The organism is Halanaerobium salsuginis (assembly GCF_900114545.1).
GTDB lineage: Bacteria > Bacillota > Halanaerobiia > Halanaerobiales > Halanaerobiaceae > Halanaerobium > Halanaerobium salsuginis.
Genome location: NZ_FOTI01000011.1, coordinates 1 through 23,752, shown reverse-complemented (window position 1 = coordinate 23,752; position 23,752 = coordinate 1). Strand labels below are relative to the sequence as shown.

At 30.6% G+C, this 23,752-nt stretch carries 17 protein-coding genes and 1 pseudogene; 3 read left to right on the top strand and 15 right to left on the bottom strand.

Annotated features, from left to right (window positions below; translation table 11 throughout):
- Positions 1–5 precede the first annotated feature (5 nt).
- The 5 genes from BMZ74_RS05265 to BMZ74_RS05245 all read right to left on the bottom strand — a co-directional run bounded on the left by BMZ74_RS05265 (position 6) and on the right by BMZ74_RS05245 (position 7,981).
- On the bottom strand, positions 6–701 hold the full coding sequence (locus BMZ74_RS05265) for a triose-phosphate isomerase (RefSeq protein ID WP_089860752.1): 696 nt from the start codon (positions 699–701) through the stop codon (positions 6–8).
- Between the two features lie 101 nt (positions 702–802).
- Positions 803–1,642: a class II fructose-bisphosphate aldolase gene (locus BMZ74_RS05260; RefSeq protein WP_089860750.1), complete on the bottom strand. Its 840-nt coding sequence runs from the start codon at positions 1,640–1,642 to the stop codon at positions 803–805.
- A gap of 31 nt (positions 1,643–1,673) precedes the next feature.
- On the bottom strand, positions 1,674–2,129 hold the full coding sequence (locus BMZ74_RS05255; protein ID WP_089860748.1) for a PTS sugar transporter subunit IIA: 456 nt from the start codon (positions 2,127–2,129) through the stop codon (positions 1,674–1,676).
- Between the two features lie 19 nt (positions 2,130–2,148).
- Complete coding sequence (locus BMZ74_RS05250) at positions 2,149–4,230, bottom strand: BglG family transcription antiterminator (protein WP_089860746.1); 2,082 nt, start codon at positions 4,228–4,230, stop codon at positions 2,149–2,151.
- A 394-nt stretch (positions 4,231–4,624) separates the two neighbouring features.
- Entirely contained in the window at positions 4,625–7,981 is a 3,357-nt protein-coding gene (locus tag BMZ74_RS05245; protein ID WP_245750825.1) for a tetratricopeptide repeat protein, read from the bottom strand.
- Positions 7,982–8,125: 144 nt separating this feature from the next.
- Between BMZ74_RS05245 and BMZ74_RS05240 the strand changes: the two genes are divergently transcribed.
- Positions 8,126–9,010 (top strand): AraC family transcriptional regulator, encoded by an 885-nt coding sequence (locus tag BMZ74_RS05240; protein ID WP_177181370.1) that lies wholly within the window; start codon positions 8,126–8,128, stop codon positions 9,008–9,010.
- A gap of 28 nt (positions 9,011–9,038) precedes the next feature.
- Here the strand turns inward: BMZ74_RS05240 and BMZ74_RS05235 are convergent, their stop codons facing one another.
- The 10 genes from BMZ74_RS05235 to BMZ74_RS05190 form a co-directional block, all read right to left on the bottom strand.
- Positions 9,039–9,971, bottom strand: coding sequence for a DUF5107 domain-containing protein (locus tag BMZ74_RS05235; protein ID WP_089860741.1), 933 nt, complete (start codon positions 9,969–9,971; stop codon positions 9,039–9,041).
- Between the two features lie 5 nt (positions 9,972–9,976).
- The gene (araH, locus tag BMZ74_RS05230; RefSeq protein WP_089860739.1) at positions 9,977–10,933 is read right to left on the bottom strand and encodes an L-arabinose ABC transporter permease AraH; all 957 of its coding nucleotides are present in this window, start codon (positions 10,931–10,933) and stop codon (positions 9,977–9,979) included.
- Positions 10,934–10,958: 25 nt separating this feature from the next.
- The gene (gene araG / locus BMZ74_RS05225) at positions 10,959–12,449 is read right to left on the bottom strand and encodes an L-arabinose ABC transporter ATP-binding protein AraG (protein ID WP_089860737.1); all 1,491 of its coding nucleotides are present in this window, start codon (positions 12,447–12,449) and stop codon (positions 10,959–10,961) included.
- Between the two features lie 76 nt (positions 12,450–12,525).
- Positions 12,526–13,491, bottom strand: coding sequence for an arabinose ABC transporter substrate-binding protein (locus tag BMZ74_RS05220; protein WP_177181369.1), 966 nt, complete (start codon positions 13,489–13,491; stop codon positions 12,526–12,528).
- Between the two features lie 295 nt (positions 13,492–13,786).
- On the bottom strand, positions 13,787–14,374 hold the full coding sequence (locus tag BMZ74_RS05215; RefSeq protein ID WP_089860735.1) for an ANTAR domain-containing response regulator: 588 nt from the start codon (positions 14,372–14,374) through the stop codon (positions 13,787–13,789).
- A gap of 12 nt (positions 14,375–14,386) precedes the next feature.
- Positions 14,387–16,225: an ATP-binding cassette domain-containing protein gene (locus BMZ74_RS05210; protein ID WP_089860733.1), complete on the bottom strand. Its 1,839-nt coding sequence runs from the start codon at positions 16,223–16,225 to the stop codon at positions 14,387–14,389.
- Positions 16,226–16,437: 212 nt separating this feature from the next.
- Positions 16,438–18,135: a sensor domain-containing diguanylate cyclase/phosphohydrolase gene (locus tag BMZ74_RS05205; RefSeq protein WP_177181368.1), complete on the bottom strand. Its 1,698-nt coding sequence runs from the start codon at positions 18,133–18,135 to the stop codon at positions 16,438–16,440.
- Complete coding sequence (locus BMZ74_RS05200; protein ID WP_089860729.1) at positions 18,128–19,579, bottom strand: ATPase domain-containing protein; 1,452 nt, start codon at positions 19,577–19,579, stop codon at positions 18,128–18,130. Before BMZ74_RS05200 ends, BMZ74_RS05205 begins: the two co-directional genes overlap by 8 nt.
- 41 nt (positions 19,580–19,620) lie before the next feature.
- Entirely contained in the window at positions 19,621–21,672 is a 2,052-nt protein-coding gene (locus tag BMZ74_RS05195; RefSeq protein ID WP_089860727.1) for a methyl-accepting chemotaxis protein, read from the bottom strand.
- 17 nt (positions 21,673–21,689) lie between these two features.
- Entirely contained in the window at positions 21,690–22,505 is an 816-nt protein-coding gene (locus tag BMZ74_RS05190; protein ID WP_089860725.1) for a CheR family methyltransferase, read from the bottom strand.
- Between the two features lie 326 nt (positions 22,506–22,831).
- Between BMZ74_RS05190 and BMZ74_RS05185 the strand changes: the two genes are divergently transcribed.
- Positions 22,832–23,440 carry a helix-turn-helix domain-containing protein gene (locus tag BMZ74_RS05185; RefSeq protein WP_089860723.1) on the top strand — a complete coding sequence of 203 codons (609 nt, stop codon included), beginning with the start codon at positions 22,832–22,834 and terminating at the stop codon, positions 23,438–23,440.
- Positions 23,441–23,557: 117 nt separating this feature from the next.
- Positions 23,558–23,752, top strand: a pseudogene (locus tag BMZ74_RS05180) (hypothetical protein); the annotation flags it as partial.

Below are 23,752 nucleotides of genomic sequence, written 5' to 3'. Positions count from 1 at the left end.
AGTATTTATTTTACTGATAGTTCTTCTCTAGCTCTAACGACAGCTTTAATCATTTCTTCCAGACTCTTTACTTGATCAGCTGCTTTAATAATTCCACTTGTTGCACCTGTACCATCAGCACCATGAATAATAGTATTGTAAACATCTTCTCCTGTACTAATACCAGAAGCCTGCATAACTAAAATACTATCATCAATTTCTTTGATCCTGGTTGTAGTTTCAATAATATAATCAAAACTGCTGGTTTGACCAGTTCCAATTAAATCTGTTGGTTCACATAATAAAATATCTGGAGCTAATTTAGCAATAGCTAGAGCTTCATCCAGACAGTCAGCACAAACAATAGTAATTATGCCAAGCTCTTTAGCTCTTTTAATAGTTTTAACTAAATCAGTTAAAGTAAGAGAATGTTCAGCATGATTTAAAAAGACTGCCTCAGCTCCAGCATTCCGAAGAGATTCTGGCAGCACATGCCCCATACCTCTGCCCGGTACTAAAGAATCCATATGCTGAGCAGTCACAATAATATTTTCTGTATTGGCTTTGATATTTGCCAGATCTGCAAAAGGTGCAGTAAAAAATATTTCAACTCCATATTCTACAGCAAATTTATCAGCTGCTTTAGCTAAAGCTAGACTTTCAGCACCATATAGATATGATTTAGGATTACAAACAAAAAATGGGGTTCCTATTTTTTTCATTTTCATTTCTCACCTTTCTTCTAAAAGTTAATAATTAGTTTAATTAAGTGTAATTGTTACTTATAATTAAACTGCTCAAAAATAAACTTAACTGCTTTTATTTATTGATTGAATTTCTCAGTATGGAAAACTCCATAATAATGCTCTAAACATTCTTGCATACCTTCAATTTGAGCATTTTTGAGCTGATAATAGTCATTGGACTCTACTTGCTGCGTTTTCTTAAAAGCAGCAGTAACTAAATCAGTATAAATATTTATTTTACTAATTCCTCCCAGAGCACACTTTTCTAAATTATCATCCCCAGAAGAGGATCCCCCATGTAAAACAAGTGGAGTTTTAACTGCTTGACTAATTTCTTTTAAACGATCAAAGTCAATAACTGGCTTACCTTTATATGCCCCATGAGCAGTTCCAATTGAAATTGCCAGTGAATCAACATTGGTAGCATTAATAAATTTTTTAGCCTCAGCTACAGTAGTATAGATACTATCACTATCATCTTTGCTATTATATTCTTCACCACCACCAACATGACCAATTTCGGCTTCAACAACTACACCACGTAGATGAGCATAGTCAACAATTTCTTTAGTTTTTTTAACATTATCTGTAAAAGATTCCATAGAAGCATCAATCATAACTGATTTAAAACCATTATCAATTGCTCTAATAATTAATTCTGTAGTTGTTCCATGGTCTAAATGTAAAACAGCAGGAATCTTAGTTTTTTCTCCGTAGTATTTACCTAATAACAACGCTTCATCAAAGGATAGAAATTCTTTATGCACTTCTGCATAGGCTAAAATAACTGGTAAATTCAATTTTTCTGCAACTTCAAGATAAGCTTTAATAGAACTTTGATCAACAAAGTTAGGTGCTGGAATAGCAAAATTACCTTTTCTTGCTTTTTTAAACAATTCTTTTGATGAAACTAGCAAAAAAATCATCTCCTTTAAATTTCTAGTTTAATTAATAAATATCAGCTTTTTTCATAATAGCTTTAAATTCTGCTCTATCAGAACAGGCAATAACTTCTTCCAGTAAAGATTTATCCTGAAATAAAGCTACTAATTTTTGCAGCATTTCAACTTGCTGACCAGATTTAAGTAAACCGAGCATAAAAATAACACTTACTTCAATTTCATGCTGATCATCTACCATATCTTTAAAAACTACTGGTTTTGCTAATGACATAAATCCAATCTGTGATTTATTAACATGAACTGCATCTGTATGTGGTATGGCTACTCCAATCCCATTAATACTTAAACCAGTTGGATAATTATTTTCTCTATCCAGGATAGCCTGGTAAAAACTCTCTTTAACTAATTTCTTTTGCTGAAATTGATCAGCTAATTTCTTTAAAGCAGCCTGTTTATCAGCACATTCTTGATTAAAAAAAATAATTTCTTCGCTAAAAACCATATTCAAATACCTCCAATTTTTAATGTATCCTTTTTTCAAAAATTTCAATAACTCTTGCTAGATCTTTACTACTTTTAGCTTTATTTAAAGCTTCTTTAAACTCACTAATTTGGAGTAAGTTAACTAAATTAAATAGGGCATTTAAATGCTTTTCATTATCAACAGCATTCATTACACATACATATTTAATTGGATCTAAAATACCGGCATTAAAAACAACTGGATCTTTTAATTTAATTAAATTAAATCCTAGTTTAATGCTTCCTTCATCAATTGCTGAATGAGGGATAGCAAATCCTTCTGAGATTACAATATAAGGGCCATTTTGTTCAACATTCTTAATCATAGATTGGACATAATTCTCATTTATATATCCCTTTTGCAGTAAATTTTCCGAAGCTTTTTGAATTGCTTCTTGCCAGGTAGATGCATTTATATCAACCTGAATAAATTCTTCTGTTAGTAGATTGGAAAGACTTAAAGGAACACTATTTTTTTTAGCAAAGAAATCTTTTACACTAGCCTTAATTACATCAAAAAGTTCATTATCATTAACAACAGGCTTTAGTTTTTCAACAATCTCTGCGTATTCATTTTTATCAAATTTTATAGAATTAAGATGTCCATAGTCACTAATCATTTTTTTCATTCTCAAAAAATCACTGTCAGTTAACTGAGGAGAAATTTTAATATAAGGAAGTTCTGTTTCTTCCAGATAAACAGTTGAAATAATGAAATCAACTTGATCATTAAGCTGATCTTTTAGCTTATGCTTAGGGATAACATTAATTATATTAAAATCAAATCTTTCCAATAATTTTGATTTTAAAAGCTGACTAGTACCAATTCCACTATTACAAATTAAAATAACATTACAAACAATTTTTTGAGTTTTCATCTTTTCGATTGAAGCACAAATATATATAACAATATATGATATTTCCTCTTCGGTAATTGCTCGATTCATATATTGTTCCAAAATATCAACATTTTCTGTAACAATTTTTTTAATATCATCATATTTTTCTAAGATAACGTTAATTTCATCAATCTCAGAAGTATTAATAATACCTTCATTAAAAATTCTCTGTAAATGGTTAGAAAGGCTTTTAAATAACTCATAATCTCGATAAAGTGGAAAATTTAATGATTCTGAAACATTCATAATAAATAATCTGGTAATAGTCTGGATTTTTACTATTTCTTTACTTCTATCTACATAATTATTTTTCTTTAAATAAATTAAGTTAGAAGAAAAGTTTTTTAAATAGGCAAGTTCACTCTCATTATAAACAAGATTAAAATGCTGGCAGATTAATAAATATAATCTTTCAATAAAATCATTTTTAACATCTGTTTTCCGCTGTTGATAATCACTGAGATGTTGCCCAGATTCAACACGATAAAGTGCAAGATAAAGATAATTAACCAACATATTAAAGGAATACTCAGTTAAATTAAGTTTTGCATAAGCTTCAACTTCAGAGGTTAAATTTTGTAAAATTATATTTTTTTCATTATCATCAACTTTTGTTTCAGCAAAATTAAGCTTCTTAATTCCTTCCTGATGGAAAAAAAGACTATACAAATAATCATATTTTTCTAAAATACTAACAAATAAATTTCTGATATCTTTTTCCGGACCAGCAAGGCAGATTCCAATATTTGGTTGTGAATTTTTACTAAGGCCATACTGAGCTAAAAAATCATTGAGATCTTTTAAATCAGAAATAACTGTCGAACGGGAAACATACATGAATTCAGCTATACTTGCCAGAGTAATATAATTAGGTACAAATATGAGCAAAAGAGTTTCAATTACAAGCCGCTCTTCTTTAGCTAATTTATAGTCATAAAAACTAAGTGAATTTAAGACACCATAAATAGATTTATTTATATTCTTAAAATAAAATTTATTAGCTGTTGTTTCAAGATTAGCAATTTCTTTTAAGTCAAAAAATTCTTCTATTTTTTGCATATCAGCCTGGATAGTCTTACTACCAACCTCTAATAAATTAGCTAATTCTTTAATATCAAATTTGTTTGGTCTTTCATAAATAATTTTTATAATCTCATAAGCTCTTTTATAAATGTTTATCACCTGCCTTAAGCCAGACTAAATAAAATATTACTTTATCTTCTGCCTGATACAATCTTACCACCAGCTATCAAAATAAAAAAGATTAAAACCTTTCCACAAAAAAGAAATGAAATATTCTAATTATTAAGATCTGCTACTTTAATAAAAAAAGACATATCCCGAACTTCTACTAATATCAGCAATTAAGAGCATTAGCAGCTTCAGGATATGCCGTTAAATCAAGTTCTATTTTTAAATTTTTCAACTTCAAAAAATAGCGAATAAGGTCGAATTAGCCATACTATATCTAATATAATATAACTTAATTTGGAAAATAGCAAGTAAAAATTACCCATTTTTTTACTTATTTTTAGTTATAAAATTAAACTATCTTAATTTAGTTGGTTAAGCTATTTTAAATATATTGTCTTAATATTCCCTGATGAGCTGGATCAAGTTTAGCAATTTCCTGGAAAAATTCAACTGATTTTTTTATTTCATTTTTCCCCAATGCTCCTAACCCCAATAAGTAATAACAATGTATCTGATTATTTTTGTTTAAATCAGCTTCAAAAACTAGGAAATCTGGCAGAGAAACTGCAAAATAATCTATTTCTACCTGATCTTTTAAATGTTTTTCTCCATAATCATAAAGTTGATTAAATTTTGTTAATGCCTGATCTCTATAACCTAAGCTCTGGAGAGCTTTCCCTTGGAAAAAAACCTGGTGAGCAGGCTGATCATTATAATACATCATATCCCCTAATTCATCTGAGCCTTTGGCTGCCTGTTTAAAATAATATTCTGCCTGATCATTGTTATTCATTTTCTTATAGCAAATTCCGGTATAATAATCTATTTCATTTTCTTTATCAATTGGCAGTTTACCTTCACCTAAATTACGGGGATAACTACGTGCTGATTTTAATAAATTTAAAGCTAACTGATATTCAGCAGTTATAATTTTTTGTTTTGCTAATTCTAAATTAGCAAAAACATACTGAGCTGTTACTTTACCCTCTCCCCCTTCCCAGGGATAAAAGTTATGTTTTTTAAGCAACTGCAGTGCTTTTTCATATTGCCTTTGATTATTCAATAAAGTAATATATTCTAAATAAAGATCATCTCTTGTTTTAACAATTTCTAAATTAGAAGTTAATAAACTAAATCTTTTTTCTATACTAAATGATAATTTTTTATATAGTTGATCAAGTTCAAATAGTACTCTAGCATCAGTTGGATCAAGCTCAAATGCTTTTTCTAAAGCAAATTGAGCCTTATCTACCTGGGATAGTTTATTATAATATGCTAAAGCTAAATTGCGATAAACTGTTGGAAAATCAGGCTGAAGCTGGCTTGACTTTTCCCATAATTGCACTGCTTTTTCTAGCTGTTTTTTATCATAAAATAAATTACCTAAATAATAAGCTGCTCTTGCATCTGCAGGATTAAACTCAATTGCTTTTTCCAAAATTCTAATTGAAGCAAGACGGTTAGGAAAACAATAATCAGGTTTAATTGCAGCTGCTTTCTTAAAATAAATAGCTGCCTGTTTTTGATCTGCTAATTCTAAATAATAGTTTCCTAAATAATAATACGTTAAAGGAGAAACAGAACCAGTAAATGACTTAACTGAATTTTCTACTTTGTTTTCAACCAGAATATTCAAAATTTTAATTGCCTCTTGATAGCATCCTGCTGCTGCATAGTCACGAGCTAATTCTAAATAATTATACTCTTTATTAGCAAGCAGCCTAATAAATCTAGCCCGGGCCAGCTCAGTCTTGCTAGTTTTACCAGCCGACTGATAAATAAAATAAAGCTCAGCCAGCGCTCCAAAATCAAGTGGATCAAAATTAAGTGTTTCCTGAGCTAACTCTGCTGCTTCTTTTAATTTACCTAATTTGCGCAATAAGTTAGTTTTTAAATTACGAGTACGAGTATTATGATAACCAGCAATTAATGATTTTTGACAAAGTTTTAAAGCATCAATAAATTTATTTTTACGAACAGCTAAAGCTGCCAGCTGATAGTAGCCACTTGCCTGATAGCTATCATTCCAGATAGCTTTATAAAAGGCAGCTTCTGCCTGAGCAAATTTATGCTGATATTTATAACTCAAACCAAGATTATAATAAGGTTCACCTGTATACGGATTTGGATTTCTGCTGGTTAAACGTTCAATTGCTCTTTTAAAATATTTTTCACTACCAGAAAAATTTCCTCTACCAAGCAAAAGTCTACCATAAGCATTATTTAATCTACTATCACCTGGATCACGCTTTAAACCCTCCAGATAGTAGGGGTCTGGCTGATAAGTTGCATGTCGATACTGTTCTAAATGAAGTCCAGTTAAATAAAGTTCTTCTATTGTTTTAATTTCAGCTGGCTTAGAAGCAGCTTGAGCAGCTTCCGGTGGTTCTACTAATTTTTCTGCTTCTGGGCTATAAGCTAACAAAATATTTCCTATTTGGTCCCTAAGTTCGAGCTGATATTTTTCTACCTCAATTTGCTGATCAATTAAAATTTCTTTATCATAAATTTGGCTTGGACTTAAATCAATTTCTTCTTTTAGCAAAATTTTATTTGCTGCCTTAAGTTGAATCACTAAATTATTCTGAACAGAAGTTGAATAAGCTGCTATTTTAAGCTCTTCTGCTTTTATTTCTAAGTTAAGTAAAAAATCTTTGCTTGCATTTTTTACTTTACCTAACTTTTTATATGGCAAGAAATATTGAGTAAAAGTTTTTTCAGCTAAAGGTTCAAGCCAGCTAAAATCTGGTTGATTATCTGTAAAAACTCCTGTCATTAATTCAATATATTCACCTGTACCTTGATCACTTAAATTTTGATACCAGCGCTGACCAAAATCACCATTTCCCCAGGTCCACTGTTTTTTACCCGGTGAAATATAATGATTAGCGACATGTAATATTCCTGCCTGTTCATTAAAATCATAGCCCCCAACAAAATTATAATCTGAATGATAAGCCATATAAGAAGTTGGAACAGGTATATTTTTATAGCAGGAAATATCAACCCCAGCTGAATAATCTACTTTATAATATTCACCAGTAGCAATTGGAAATTTAGAAACATCACGTTTCCCATGATCAAATACTGCATGTACATCTGGTGGAAAAATGGATTGATAGCTTTCGTTCACTGCTACAGCTGGATTGGCCCACCAGAGAAATGTCTGTGGTAATTCAGTTTTATTATAAAGTTGTCCTTTAATTTCTAAATAAGCTTTATCTGGATAAAGCGTAAAACCAGCCATACCTTTACTCCCTGCCATCCGATCAATTTCTCCTACCCAAATTGTTTTGCTACCATCTTCGTTTTCAAGCAGTGAATACTCCAATGGCAAAAAAGTACTGGGACGATGATGCTGAGGCCAGTTAAATTCAATCCCTCCTGCAATCCAGGGCCCTGCTAAACCAACTAGAGCAGGTTTGATAACTGGATTATAATAAACAAAATCATATCCATTAGTTTTATCATAAGCCCGCTGAATCCTTCCTCCTAACTCTGGTAAAACTTCTATTCTTAAATATTCATTTTCTAAAAATAAAACAGTATATTCCTGCTCAATTTTTTGATCAGAAATCTCTTCAACAAAAGGAAAAGGATAGACACGTCCCGAGCTTCCTTGATAAACTCTTTTTTCTAAAAACATTGGGTTTTTATTACCAGATCCTACTGGATAAGTTGGAATAACAACTTTTTCTTGCCATATTTTAACCTGCTGCCTGTTTTTTTGACTTTGCAATATAAATCATTCCTTTCTTCTTCTGGCTTTAAGTTAATTTTAAATAATTTTCAATTATTAAACAATGGATATTCAAAGCAAACTAATGGACTATCTTACTTTTTTCTTGCTTTAATAAATTTAGTAACATATAATTTAATTATGATGAAAATAAAAAAAAGAACTGGTTTCAAAAACGAAATAATTACTGTCATCCCTGAAAAAATATTAAAAAAACTAAGTACTCATCCTTTAATGAAAAATTTATATCCAACTGATATAGGTTTTTTCCCTAATGCAGAATATCATTATAGAAAACGCAGACAAGGTGCTGCTGAAAGTATTCTCATTTACTGTATTAAAGGAAAAGGTTTTGTACAAGTTAAACAGGAAAAGCAGCAGATAAAAAAGGGGGAAATAATACTAATTCCAGCTGGATTACCCCATAGTTATGGCACACTGATAAAAGAAAGTTGGAGTATTTATTGGGTCCATTTCCGTGGTAATAATGCGCAATTTTATCCTGAAATTAAAGCTGATAATAATCTTAAAATTAATCAAGTTGCTCCAGAAAATGCAGCTATTATAGTTAAACTTTTCCGTCAGCTAAGTACAACATTTGAAAATGGTTTTACTATAAATAATTTGATATATGCTTCTCAACTCCTTGGTCACTTACTGGCTCTTATTTATTATCCGCCTGTAAAACTTACTAAAAAATTAAATGAAAATAGTTATGTTGAACAAACAATTAACTACTTTCAGACTCATTTAGATCAAACTATAACTTTAAAAAAACTAGCAGACTATAACAACTTATCTGCCAGTCATTTAAGCAGAATATTCAAAGAAGAAACTGGCTATTCACCCATCGATTTTTTTATTCACCTTAAGATTAAAAAAGCCTGTCAGCTTTTAGATATGACCAATTTAAGCATCAAAGCAATAGCTGCCAGGCTTGGCTACAGTGATCAATATTATTTTTCGCGGATCTTTAAAAAAATAATGAATCTGCCCCCCAGTAAATATCGCAAGTTGGAAAAAGGTTAACTATTATTAAATAAGAAAATAGCTATTTTTATTCTAATTCTAATTTTAAATTAAACTGCTTTATTTCACCAGGTTGATAAATACTTATACATTTATTTTTCAAAGCTGTAATTACAGAATCATAATAACCATCACTGGGTTCAAAAGCAAAATTATAATCTCCTTTGAAACCCCCTCTGGTTAGCCAAAAACCAAGATAAGGTAATTTATCTGCTGAAAAATTAAGCTTAAAAGTAATATCTGCTGTTGGATAATAAACTTCACATTGACCAGATTCAAAACAATTAGCTACATAATATTTTTCACTACTTTTATCTGGAGAATAATTAATTCTATCAAAACGATATTTTTGACCAATTTGATCTTGAGTCTGTGGAAAAGAATGAATTTTTCCAGGAGGACCAAGCTGCTGGCTTAATAGTACATTTTCTATTTTATTAACTCCTGGTGGAAATTTTAATTTTAGATTAGTATCGTAGTTAAGCAGACAATGCATAGTCCAAATAGCTGGGAAAGCTGTCTTAAGATTATTTTTAATTTGATAATTAATTAAAAGTCTATTCTCATGCAAGGTTATTATTTTTAGATAATCATATTTAAAAATTGGGCTATGATAAGATAAAATAATTTTATCTTTTTTTAGTTTAATTACTAATTTTGCTGACCATATTTCACCATGATCAGGATAAAAGTAAAGTTTTTGATTCAAATAAAGTGCAGCAACATCAATATTTGGAAAGCAATCATCAAAACCAGAACAATCATAAGCAGTAAATTTTTTTTCTAATTGAATAGGCTGATATTTATCAGCTTTATTTTGATAGAGCAGCTCAAATTTTTTAGTTCGATTATAAATAGATGCTATTTTGCCTCCCCTATTTGGTAAAACTATTACTTTTAATTGATGATTTTCTAATTTGAAAGCTTTTTCTTTTTTAAAAATAATTTTGTTTATTTTCATATTAATTACTGGTTTCTCTGTTTTAAGATATCAAGATAAATAGCAATTAATAAAACTGCTCCTCGAACCACATATTGATAAAAAGTAGCAACATTTAACAAATTAAGTGCATTTGAAATCATTCCCATAATTAATACCCCAACAATTACCCCACTAATAGTTGCAATTCCACCATTAAGCGAAACTCCTCCCAATACACAAGCTGAAATTACATCTAATTCTAAGCCTTGAGCAGCATTCGGCTGACCACTTGTCATACGAGAAGCTAAAATAACTCCAGCAAAACCAGCCATAAATCCCTGGGCTGTAAATATTATAATTTTAGTTATATTAACATTAATTCCAGCTAATTCAGCAGCTTTAGTATTGCCACCAATAGCAAGAGTGTTTTTACCAAAAACAGTATTATTTAATAAAATGCCAAAGATTATAAAAGAAATAATTAAAATCCAAATAGGCGTTGGAATTCCAAAAATCATGCTATTTCCTAATTTAAAAAATCCAGCTTTACTAATTCCAACTGCTCGTCCATTAGAAAGAATAAAGGCCATCCCCCTAAAAATCATCTGAGTTGCTAAAGTAGTAATTAAAGCATTTAGGCCAAGTTTGGCAATTGAATAACCATTAATAAGCCCCACAAATCCACCAGCAAGAATACCACTAACAATTCCAAGTATTACACTACCAGTTGCATTAATAACTACAGCAGCAGTAATTCCAGAAAAAGCTACTGTTGAACTAACAGAAAGATCAAAATCACCACTCCCGAGAGCAAACATCATTGTATTAGCAATAATACCAATTGTTACTACAGATAAAGCTAGCCCCAGCATATTGCGCCAGGTAAAAAAGTAAGGGACAAAAATTGACAATAAAATAAACATGATTACAAAAATAAAAATAATGCTATAATTGTTATATAAATATTTAATTTTACTTTGAGTAGTTGCACTATTATTCATAATTACAATTCTCCTTATCTAAAATTTAATTTACAGGTAAGGCCATTGATAATATTTTTTCTTCAGTTGCTGCCTCTCTGCTTAATGAACCAACTATTTCTCCTGTTCTCATTACAATTATTCTATCAGCTACTCCCATCACTTCTGGTAAATCACTAGAAATAAAAATAATTCCTTTCCCACTTGCGGCAAGCTGATACATTATTTTATAGATTTCATATTTAGCACCTACATCAATTCCTCGAGTAGGTTCATCCATTAAAAAGATATCAATATCCTCACTTAACCAACGAGATAAAATTACTTTTTGTTGATTTCCTCCAGAAAGATTACCTGTTAATTGCTCCCGAGAAGGAGTTTTGATTGCTAATTCATTAATAAATTTATCAGCTATCTTTCTCTCAGCATCTTTATCTAAAAAAAAGTTAAATTTAAGTGTATGACGCCGGCTACTAACATTTATATTTTCGCTAACTGACCTAATTCCAATAATACCTTCTTCTTTACGATCTTCTGGCAGCAGACAAATTTTATTTTTAATAGAATAATGAGGATTTTTAATAGCCAATTTTTCACCCTGCACTTCTATCTCACCTTTTTCTAGCTCTTCTAGCCCATAAATTAATTTAAAAAGTTCTGTTCGACCTGCTCCAACAAGCCCGAAGATCCCTATTACTTCTCCAGCTTTTAATTTAAGACTAATCGGTTTATTTACACCTGGACCTTGCAGATTTTTAACAGAAAAGATAACTTCACCAGCAGGTCGAGATTCATAACCATAAACATCATTTAATTCCCGACCAACCATTTTCTTTACTAAAAGGTCATGACTAACTTTCTCCATATCGGTAAAAGTTTCGATATGTTTACCATCTCTAAAAACTGTACAAGTATCACAAATCTTAAAAATTTCTTCCATGCGATGAGAAACATAAATTATAGCTCTTCCTTCTGCTTTTAATTGCTCTATAATAGTAAAAAGATGTTTAATTTCTCGATCAGAAAGTGAACTGGTTGGTTCGTCAAAAGCAATAATTTGGGCATCCTGCATAAGAGCCTTACCAATTTCAATCATTTGTTTTTGTGCAATAGAAAGATTTTTAACTTTCGTATCTGGATTAAATTCTTCCATTAGTCGTTTAATCTGTTTTTCAGCCTGCTTGCGAAGTTTTTTATGATCAACAAGGCCACTGTGATTAGGAAAATTACCGATCATTAGATTTTCTGCTACAGTCATTTCTGGTACTAAATTTAATTCCTGATAAATAACGGCTATTCCAGCATCAAGCGCATCTTTAGTACTAGAAAATTTCATTGCTTTACCGTTAATTATTATTTTCCCTTCATTAGGGATTAGAGCCCCACTTAAGGTGTGTAACAAAGTAGATTTTCCAGCCCCATTTTCTCCCACCAGGCCATGAATACTAGAACTTTTAACAGTAAAAGAGACTTTATCTAATGCTCTAACTCCAGGAAAAGTTTTGGTTATACTTTTGAACTCTAAATAATGTTCCATTTTTTCAACTCCTTAGTTAAAAGCTAAGTTAATTTGGTCAGGAACTTTAACAGTCCCTGACCTGACCAGAAAAATATTAATTTAATTCTTGGTAATTATCTCTAGTCATGATTGTTCCTGAAGTCCAGGTTACTTTAGGTGGTTCTTTATCTTCATTAATCCATTTATACATTAGTTCTGCTGTTTCATAACCGTGTTGTCTAGCGCTTAATTTAACTGAAGCATAAAAACCCGTCGGTTCATCTTTTTCAAATTCATTAATTACAAAATTAGATCCATTAATACCAATACCGATTACATCATTAGCTCCAAATCCTTGACCTTCTAAAGCCCTAATTGCACCAATAACTGATGAATCATTACCTCCAGCTACAATCCACTTATTAATATTTGAATGTTTAGTTAAAGCAAAATTAGCAGCATTAAAAGATCCTTCTGTATCAAGTGTTTTCATAGGACTATCAAATATATTTGCCTCTGGAAAAGCATTTTCTAGTAAAACATCGGTTGCTCCCTGAGTTCTTTCAGAAATAGTAGGTAATTGGTCATAAGTCATTACCAAATAACCAACATCATTATAATCCCAATTACGATTATCCATCTGTTCTACCAGAGTTTTACCAACTAGTTTACCAATATTATAAGCAGAAATCCCCATATGATGAACTTCTTCCATTACTTTACCATTTGAACCAACAAAACGATCATCTACACTCATGAATTTTAATTTATTCATATTAGCTTTTGCAGCAATTGCTGGTCCTAATTTTACATCGGGAGTGCAAATAATAAAACCCTGTGCTCCTTGAGAAGCAAGGTTATCAATTGCCGATAGTACTTTTTCTCCATCAGTAGCACCAATTTTAACTAATTCGAAGTCATAATCATTTGCAGCTGCTTCTGCAAATTTCCATTCATCTTGAAACCAGGCTTCTTCTGGCTGCTTAACTAAAAAACCTATTTTTACATCTTTAGCTGCCACATTTAAGCTCATTCCTGCTAAAATAAATACTGCTAATAAAATAATTATTCTTTTTTTCAAAATATTTCCCCCTCATTTTGGTTTTATGATTATTCAAGAATTAAAAAAATCTTTTTCTCACCCCCTGATAAATTTAGACTAGAAAGTTTTGAAGACACAAAAACCCCCTGACAGTAACTATCTTTGTTTAAAAATAATTAACTGTTAGGGGGCCTACCATGACCTCTTATTATCTTGCCAACCATCAGCAAAATACCTATTTTATTTGTAAATAGTTTAACAAATATTATTTAAAAAGTCAAATTATTTTATCAATAATGAATAATTAGATTTTTTAAACTTATTTTAATTTAAGTTAAAATCTCAATTTCTGATCAGCTTCAATAATTTCCTGGGCAATAATTGCTAACTTTAAATTACGATCATTACTTTTTTTTTGCAATAATTTCATTGCTGTTTGTTCGGTTAAATTTAATCTATCCATCAAAACGCCTTTAGCTCTTTCCACTAACTTGCGATTAACTAATGCTTTTTTATTATCTGACAGCTCCTGATTAACTTGTTTAAAATCAGCAGATCTTGCTACAGCTATACTTATTGCTGGTTCTATTTCTTTTTTAGCAACTGGTTTAACAAGATAAGCAAAAGCACCTGCTTCTGTAGCTCTTTTAATTAATTTTTCATCATTGTAACCTGTAATTATAATACAGGGAATTAATTTTTTCTGACTAATTCTCCTAATCGCTTCAATGCCATCTGTTTTAGGCATATTAATATCAATTAAAATTAAATCAGGTTCATAATATAAGGCTTTCTTTATTGCTTCTTCTCCATCAAATGCTTCTGCAATTACCTGATGACCTAATTCGGTTAAATTAGCTTTTAATCCCATTAAAATTATTGATTCATCTTCTGCAATCATAATATTTAAAGAACTATTCATTTATATTCCTCCTTAATCAGGTATAGTTATTTCAATTCTCGTACCTTTATTTGAAGTTAATAAAATATCACCTCTAAATTGTTTTTTTATTATTGAATAAACAATTGATAGACCAAGTGTTGATTGCTTTTCTAGACAAAATTCTGCTGGCATTCCTTGACCATTATCAGCAACAATTAATTTAATTTGCTCATCTTGTCGATAAGTTATTACATTAATTTCTCCTATTTCATCTATAAAAGCATGTTCAATACAATTACTTAAAATTTCATTAAAAACTAAAGCAATTGCAGAGGCTCTCGAATATGAAATAAAAATATCTGATAGATTAATTTTAATTTTTAATTGACCATTATTCAAAAAATTTATAATTACTTTAAAAATATCTTTTAAATTAATTATACTTCTACCAAAGCTATCCTGTGATAATAAATCATGCACTGCAGCTATACTTTTAATTCTAGCTATAGTATTATTTAAAATATCTTCAATATTTTTCTTAGAATTATCCTCAATAAAAGCTTTTTGCAAAGTAATTAAACTAATAATATACTGCAGATTATTTTTTATCCTGTGATGACTTTCTTGCAGTAAAGTTGATCTGCCCATTAATCTTGTGTCTTCAATTGCTATTGCCGCTTGTTTAGCTAAAGTTGTTAGATAATTTTTTTCATCTTCAGAATAATTATACAACTTTTGATAGGAAAAAGACAACTGAATAATTCCACTTATATGAGAACGAATTAAAACAGGGATTATTATTATTGACTTAACCCCTCTATTTTTAATGAAAACAGAGTTAAACTTTTGATCAGCCACAGTTAAAGAAAATATTTTTTCTTCTCTAGCAATTTTAAAAATAATTTCTTTTTTTATTTCGCTTTCTATTCCACTCCCAGTGTTGTATCTAACAGTATCGATTATGCTGCCTGTATTTTCGTCAAGTAATTTAATTGTACAATTATCAGCTTTTGTAAAATCTGCACTATATTCAGCTAATAACTTAAGTACATCCTTCAATTCATAATTAGAGGTTAGAAATTCAGTTGCTTTAAAAACTGTATTTAGTATTTTTTGGGCTTCAGCATCAAGAGAGTAATTATTTTTAGAATCATAGTTTTTTTGATTACCTAACATCATATTTAAAATCTGATCAGGATTTTTATTAGCTGCTTTAGTGCTAATTATTCCTGCAACTGATCCTTGATTTAGAACTACAATTTTATCTGCTATTTTCAAAGCATCTTTCCATTGTTTAGTAATATAAATCACTGCCCCACCATTTGATTTATATTCGTAAATATTATCATAGAACTTTTTAATTGATTCAATACTGAGGCCATTGGTAGGTTCATAGATTATTATTACTTTAGGCTGATAAAAAAATGCTCTAGCAATAGCCAATTGTTTTTTTTCATCTCGCGAAAGAGTCTTAACATAAGTAGTCGGACTAAAATCTAACTCCATTAATTTCAAAGCCTTTCTTGTCCGATAGAAAGCTTTTTTCTTATCAACAAGCGGTAAGAACTTTAATCTGGGATATCGATTTAAACAGATATTTTCTACAATTGTTAATTGATCTACTAGAGAAGAATTATAGAAAATAAAGTCAATTTTATTTTCTCTTAAGTTTGCCAATTTTAAGTCAAGCTGCTTTTCTTCTAAATATACTCTTCCTTCTGTCTCAATTAAGCCTGCTAAAGCCTGGATTAAATTTTTTTTGCCTGATCCTTCTAAACCTACAATCGCCTGAATTTCACCCGCTGCTAAACTGAGGTTAATCTTACTTAAATTATAAACTTTAGGTTTAAGAGCTGTTAAATTCTCTATTCTAAATATTGATTTTAGCATAAAAAACACTCATTTCTATTATATAATCTCAGCAAAAATCACTTTATAAATTTACTAATAAATAAATTTCAATAAATATCTTTTATTTCCTGCTTATTAAGCTTTAGTTATTAAAATCGCAACTTAAAGCTAATTAAAATTAAAAACAGCTCCCCCAGGAGAAGGGAACTGTCTTTAGAGTAGCTGTTACAACTTTTAACTAAGTCTTTATCTTATAAGACTTTAGTTAGAAATTTATTTACCAGGAGGGGATCAAACTGACCTCCGGAACATCTTCTTAATTCAGCGACTGCATAATCCATTGAATAAGCTTCTTTATAAGAACGTTTATTAATCATAACATCAAATGAATCAATTATTGTAATTATTCTGGCTATAATTGGTATAGTTTCTCCTTTTAAGCCTTGAGGATAACCCTGACCATTCCATTTTTCGTGATGAGCTAAAACTCCTTGAGCAACATTTTCTAATTTAGGAATTGACTGTACAATTCTATACCCAATTTCAGGATGAGTTTTAACTACCTTAAATTCTTCCTCAGTTAAACGAGCTGGTTTTTTAAGAATAGACTCAGGAATAGCTACTTTACCAATATCATGCAGTACTGCCAACATTGATAGTTCATCAAGCTGACTTCTTTTTAAATTAACTTCTTTACCCAAACTGATAGCCATTTTTCTCATGCGATCAGCATGTTCATTTGTCTCAAATGACTTAGCCTCTAAAGTAGTGAGCATTGATTTAACAATATAACTCTTTAAACTATAGTCATCATTCATTTTATTTAAATACATATTATCAACTGATCTTTCAATTGTCAGTTCTAAGTTTTCTGCAGGATTAACTCGTGCTGCTGCACCTGTTCCAATGCTAAACTGCAGCTGCTGATCTTTAAACTCAAAAGAACTAGTTTTGATTTCATCCATTAATTCTTCAGCCTGCTTAAGCTTTTTAGCAGGCAAACTAATTAAAAATTCATCTCCCCCAACTCTAAATAAAGTATCCGCTTCAGTCAGTAATACTTTAATAATTTCTGTTAACTTTATTAAAACCTGGTCTCCACTTTGATTACCAAATAATTCGTTAATTTTTTTAAGTCCATTAATATCAATTGAAATAAAACTAATTGGGAAAGTTTTATTTTTAGCTAATTCGTTTAAATATTTATTCAAATAACGGCGATTATAAAGACCTGTTAGCTCATCATGGTAAAGCATATAATTTATGCGTGCTTCTTTCTGCTTTTGCTCAGTAATATCCTTAATTATATAGATCCAGGTTGATTCTTCCTGATAAGGCATTAATTCAGAATTAATAATTAGCCAGACTTTTTTATTGCCAAAATCTAATTTAAGTTCATAATCAAATAAGCTTTCTTGATTTGTTAGTAAACTTTGCTTCAACTTTTGATTTACCTCTAATATTTTGCGAAATTTGTTGCTAAATATCTGATTTAAATAAGAATTAACATAAATAAGCTGCTGGTTTTTTACTACACAAATTCCAATTGGACTATTTTCAACAATTAAGTCATATTTTTTTTCAGCTTGTTTGGAATATAAACGAAGTTTTAACAAATAATTAATTTTTTTTAAAAGCTTATCTTTAGCTACTGGTATTTCTACAATATCTCTTATCTGAGTAAATGTATTATTTTCCAATTTTTCTTTTTTATCCTGCCGGGTAATTAAAATTAATGGTAATAATAAAGGCTGCTGCTGTTTAATAATGTTCTTAATTAGTTTTTTGCTTTTTGCATAAGAATAGAAGTCAGTTATAATTAAGTCAATATTTCCATAATCTTCTATAGAGTTCAAATTTTTTAAATCAAATTGCCCGGCTAATAATTCTTCTAATAATTGTTGATTCCTAATATTTTTGACTAAAATTAAAATTTGATCTTTATTCACGATCACCACCATCACCAATATTAACCACATTACCAGTTAAGATTCCCTGTAAATCTGACAGAGGCTCTCCAACTTCAATTCCATATTCTCCTATTTCAAAATTTCTTAAATACCTTTCAAAGTCACTTAATCTCTTTTTCAAAACTCCGATTGATTTTCTTATTTGGCTGCCATATTCCAGATAATTTAAAATAATTATATTATCTGCTAGATAGCTAATTCCAAAGCCAGTTGCTTTAAAATCCCCGATAATATTACTTACTTCATTAACTATAATTATAGTAACTCCAATTCTACTTAAATATTTATTAAGAATATGAAGCTGTTTAATTTTTTCATTATCAGTACTATTATCTGGAAAAGCCATTTTGTAACCAGATAGACTATCAAGCATAATAATATCAATCTGACTTGCCTCAACTTTTTTTCTAACCCTGGTAAAAAATTCTGCTGGTGAATAGCGTAGTGGATTAATTTGTTCAATTTCTAAAAAAGAGTTATCTAGCATATCACTGATCGGTATTTTAATAGCTTCACAGCGTTTGATTATAGTATCAACTGATTCTTCAAAAGTATAAATTATTGATTTTTCTCCCCGGCCGGCTGCTTCTTTCATATATTGAACACCCAGGGTTGTTTTACCAACCCCGGTTGGGCCACTAATTATAGTTGTTGTCCCTCTTTCAATACCACCATTAAGCAGCTTATCAAGTGATGGAATACCAGAACTTATCTTTTTACGATCTTCATCTTTCTTTTCAGCAACCGGAATATAGTCGGGATAAACTTCTATCCCAGCCTCTTTTAGTTTTAGAGAGTGTTTCCCGGAAAGATAATTTGCTCCTCTTAGTTTAGAAATATAAAGGTATCTTTCGTCTTCTTCTCGGGTAAAATTAAGCACACCGTCCACTACAAACTGTAAATCATAGTCAGGATTTTGCTGAGTAGACTCAGAAGCAATCATTAAAGTTGCATCTTCTTCTGCAGTGAAGTCTATTAAAGATAAAATTTCTTTGCGATATTGAAACTTATCGTTGCTTAAGTAAGATAGATAAGTTGCACTATCAAGAAATACTCTAGCTGGCTGTAAATCTTCAATTTCAGCAATGATCTGATCTATAATTGGAGTTTTCTCTACTTCCTGTGAAGTAAATATATCATATCCTTCATGTTCTCTTAAAAAACTTGCAGAAGGACTTAATTCAAGAAATTCTATTTCTGATAAATTAAAGCCTCGCCCTTTAGCATCGTCTTTTATTTTAGTTACTGATTCACCAAGTGAAATAAATAAATTCTTGCCTTGAGTGGACTGACTTAAAAAATGCAGACCTAAAGTTGTTTTGCCACTGCCGGGTCCACCTCTAACTAAATAAGATCTAAAAGGTCTTAAACCACCTCGCAAAATTTCGTCGAGACCAGCTATCCCTGTTTTTAATAAATCCATAATACACCCTCCTCAATTCCAGACACTTTAACTATCAGTTGCTAGTCAAAATCACGGAACCCGTCAAACTGTTGATCATCTTCGTGGGGAGATCTATCTTTTGCTTTTTCCTTTTGCTGATTTGAAGCTGCTGATTCGTTTTGGGAATTATCTTCGTTATCTTGATCAGATTCAGCTTCATTATTACTGTTAGTAATGAATTTAGAGACAAGCCTGAACAAACGTGCTGATTCTTTACTTAACTGTTCGCTATCACCACTAATGTCTTCAACTAATTTAGCATTTTTCTGAGTATTATTATCTATATCTAAAATAACCTGCTGAATTTCTTCTGAAGCTGTTGCCTGTTCCTGAATAGAATTAGAAATTTCATTAATTGTTTCAGAAGTCAAAGCAGTGTTTTCAACAATTTCAGTTAGATTTTTACCTGTCTGATTGATTAACTTATTGCCATTCTTAATTTTGCTAATAATTTCTTTAATAATATTTTCAATTTCTCGAGCTGAAGTAGTTGTTCTTTCTGCCAGATCTCTAACCTCACTGGCAACTACTGAGAATCCTCTACTAGCTTCACCAGCTCTAGCAGCTTCAATAGCTGCATTTAAGGCTAATAAATTTGTCTGAGAAGCAATTTCATTTACAGTAGTTATTATTTCTGCTATTTTCTGACTACTACGGGTGATTTCAGCCATTGATGAAACTGTTTCATCAACAATCTCCGAACCCTCTTTAACAATCTTAAGACTATTTTGACCCACTTTGCTGGCTTCTTCAGAAGATGTTGCTACACTCTCAATTGAAGCTGTAACTTCTTCCATATTAGCTGAAATTTCTTCCAGTGCTGAAGCTTGATTAATAGTTCGATTTGACAGATCCTCGTTCTCATCTGCTATCTTATCTGCTGAAGAACTGACTTTTGCTGAAATATTTTTAGCACCATTAATTATCTTGCGCAGAGAATTCAGTGTATAATTTAAGTCACGGGCCAGCTGGCCTATCTCATCTTCTTTATTAATCTTAACCTGCTGCCGTAAATCATTTTCTTCTCTAACTTTTGTCAGTAAAGAACGAATCTTAAGTAATGGCCGTGAAATAATTACTTTAATCATCGTATAACTAACTATTAAAGCAAATAGCATCACAAATAATAATACAAATAAATTTTTGCGTAAAATTTCATCAATTGGCGCTCTTACTTCTGACTGATCAACTTCTGAAATCAAAGCCCAATTTAAGCCTTCAATTGTAACTGGAGTATAAGCACTATAAACTGGTGTGTTATCAAAATCAAGCCCTGCTTCCACTCCACTCTTATGATTTAAAGCCTTGTTTGCTACATCTGTATCAACTCGATAGTTTAAAATGGTATCAGTTTTAATAAAGCTTGTATTAGAACGCATTAGATTGTCATCGCCAATCAAATATGTTTTGCCACTCTTTTCTTTTAAATCTTTCTTCTCCATAATTTTATTTATCTTTTCAACCGGGAATTGCAATATTGCTACTCCTTGAGTAACATCATTTCTAGTCACAGGCATTGCTAAAAACCCTGCTACAGCATCAGCAGCTTCATAGTAGGCAAAATCAGTAATAGTTGCTTTAGTTAGTCCAAGCTGATAAGCCTCTGCTAAAATACTATCCTGATAAGGTCCATCAATTAAATTAGTATTCTTATCATCTTGAGCAGAAGTACTATAAACAACCTGACCACTATTATTAACCAGATAAGCATCTTCCCAGCCAAATTCTTGCTGCTGATTTAAAACTGTTTCTTTAACATGATTATAATCACTGTCTGATAAAACATTTTTTTCAATTTCTGTGGCATCAGCTAAGCTAGCCAAATTATTTTTGATTAAACTATTGCCAGCTAAAACTTTAAGTTCGCTCTGCATCTGCCCAACTAGATCCTCAATCTCTGTTTTACGCAAATCTGCAACTACATTAAGCTGTTCCTTAATCTGAGCTGTAGTCAGCCTGAGTGAATCATTATAATTAAAATAGGTTGTAACAGATAGACTTAAAAAAATTATCAAAAGAAAGATCGTAATTAATTTAACACTAACCGACATTTTCTTGAAAGGATTGGTCATTGTTATCCCCCTATTTGTTATATTTTCTGGTAAGAATTTCGGGCTATTTTTTCCCAGATTGAATTATTTTCAGCTTTTGCTAGATTAATGTTCTCAGAGTGACCTAAAATCAAAAAACCGGGCTTTGTTAAACTTTGATTAAACTGGGCAATTACTCGTTTTCTATTACTTTCATTAAAATAAATCAAAACATTACGACAGAAAATAATATCAAATTTTTTCTTTATTCCTTCACGAGCAAATTTATTCAAATTTAAATGTTCAAATTTTATATTTTCACGCAGCTGAGCTTTAACTCGATAATAGCCTTCATACTTTCCTACTCCCTGCTGGAAATTATTAAATAAATATTCTGGTTTTAAGCGATTAATTTCTTCTTGTGTATAAATACCAGTTTTAGCTGCTCTAAGAACTTCAGTATTGATATCAGTTCCTAGAATATTAAAGTTAAGCTTATTTGCAAAAAAATGATTTAATAAAATCGCAATTGTGTAGGCTTCTTCTCCCGAGGAACAGCCTGCACTCCAGATAGATATTTCATCTTTAGTTTTTAAAATTTGGGGAATTAATTCTTTAATTAAAATTTCAAAATGATATGATTCTCGACAAAAATTAGTATAATTGGTAGTCAGGAGATTAAAAAAAATTAGACGCTCTTGATTATTCATTTTTAAGTAAGCCAGATAATCCTGCAGATCAATAAAGCCTAACTCTTTTATCCGGCTAGAAAGCCTTAATTCAATCAAATTCTTTTTATCAGGTGAAATGAAAGTCCCTGTTTCTGCTAAAAGTATTTGGTTAATATCTTGAATATCATCTTCTGCAATAAGCAACTAAATCCCCCCTTTTTTCTTGTTTATAATTTTATCTAATTAATTTAGCAACTATTTAGCAAGCTGCTATTTCTGCTAAATTTAAAATAGTTTATGGTTAATAGTATATTATAATTATAAATTATCCTGACTAATAATACCATTAATTATACAATATGTGTCAAAAATATAAATTTTACCTTTTTATCCTTAATTATAGAAAAAAATACTCGATTTGTGTAATAAATTTTGAATAATCAAGCAAAAAGGTTGCCTAAGCTACTAAATTTAAGATATAATATAGAAAAGGGTAATGATTTCCAATCTGTTTAAAAAGGGGCTTTTCTATGCAGAGATTTGCTAAAAGACTCAGGAAATTACGCAAAGAGTTAGGTTTAAATCAAAAAGAACTGGCCAGTGAACTAGGTTATGCAAGAACTACTATTGCTAATTATGAGCAGGCAACTCGCTTTCCACCACTTGATACCTTATTTGAAATAGCTAATTATTTCCATGTTTCTCTAGATTATCTACTCGGAAGAACTAAAATCAGAAATATCTTTAAAGATATTCTGCTGGAAAATCTGAAAACACCTGTTTTTTTAATTGATCCTCAAACTGGTAAAATAATTGACTTTAATCAAACTGCCCTTGACTATTATGGTTATTCGAAAAAACAGTTTCAGCAAAAAAACATCTTTGATATTAACTGCCTGGAAGCAGATCAAGTAGCAGCCAAGATGAAGTTAACTCTTCAGAGAGGGCGCAGAACTCACCGCTTTATTCACAGGCTGGCTAATAATGAGAAACGAGAAGTTATTGTCTTCAGCAGCCCGCTTAATATTAATGATCACACAGTTCTCTATTCGGTGATCTTTGATCTCAGTAAATCTAACAGCAACTTAAATAATGCACATATCTTTGCTGAAATATTACAAAATATTTTGGTTGTATAATTAATGTTGTGAAGAAAAAACTGTAAATCTAAAAATATCTAAATAAAAAAGGCATTTGCCTGGCTCCGTTGAATTAAATAGTTACAACACCAAAAATTCAATAAAGGAGTCAAGCAAATGCATAATAATCTTATCACAGATTTAATGGATTTACCAGACCTAGTTGCAACAGATTTAATTAAAACGGAGGAATATTTAGTTTTTGTAGCTGACTATAAAATAGATCATGTTAAATGTCCTGTCTGCGGCAAAAAAGCAGAAAAGATTCATGATAGAAAAACTCAAATGATTCAGGATACTTCTCTTCGAGAT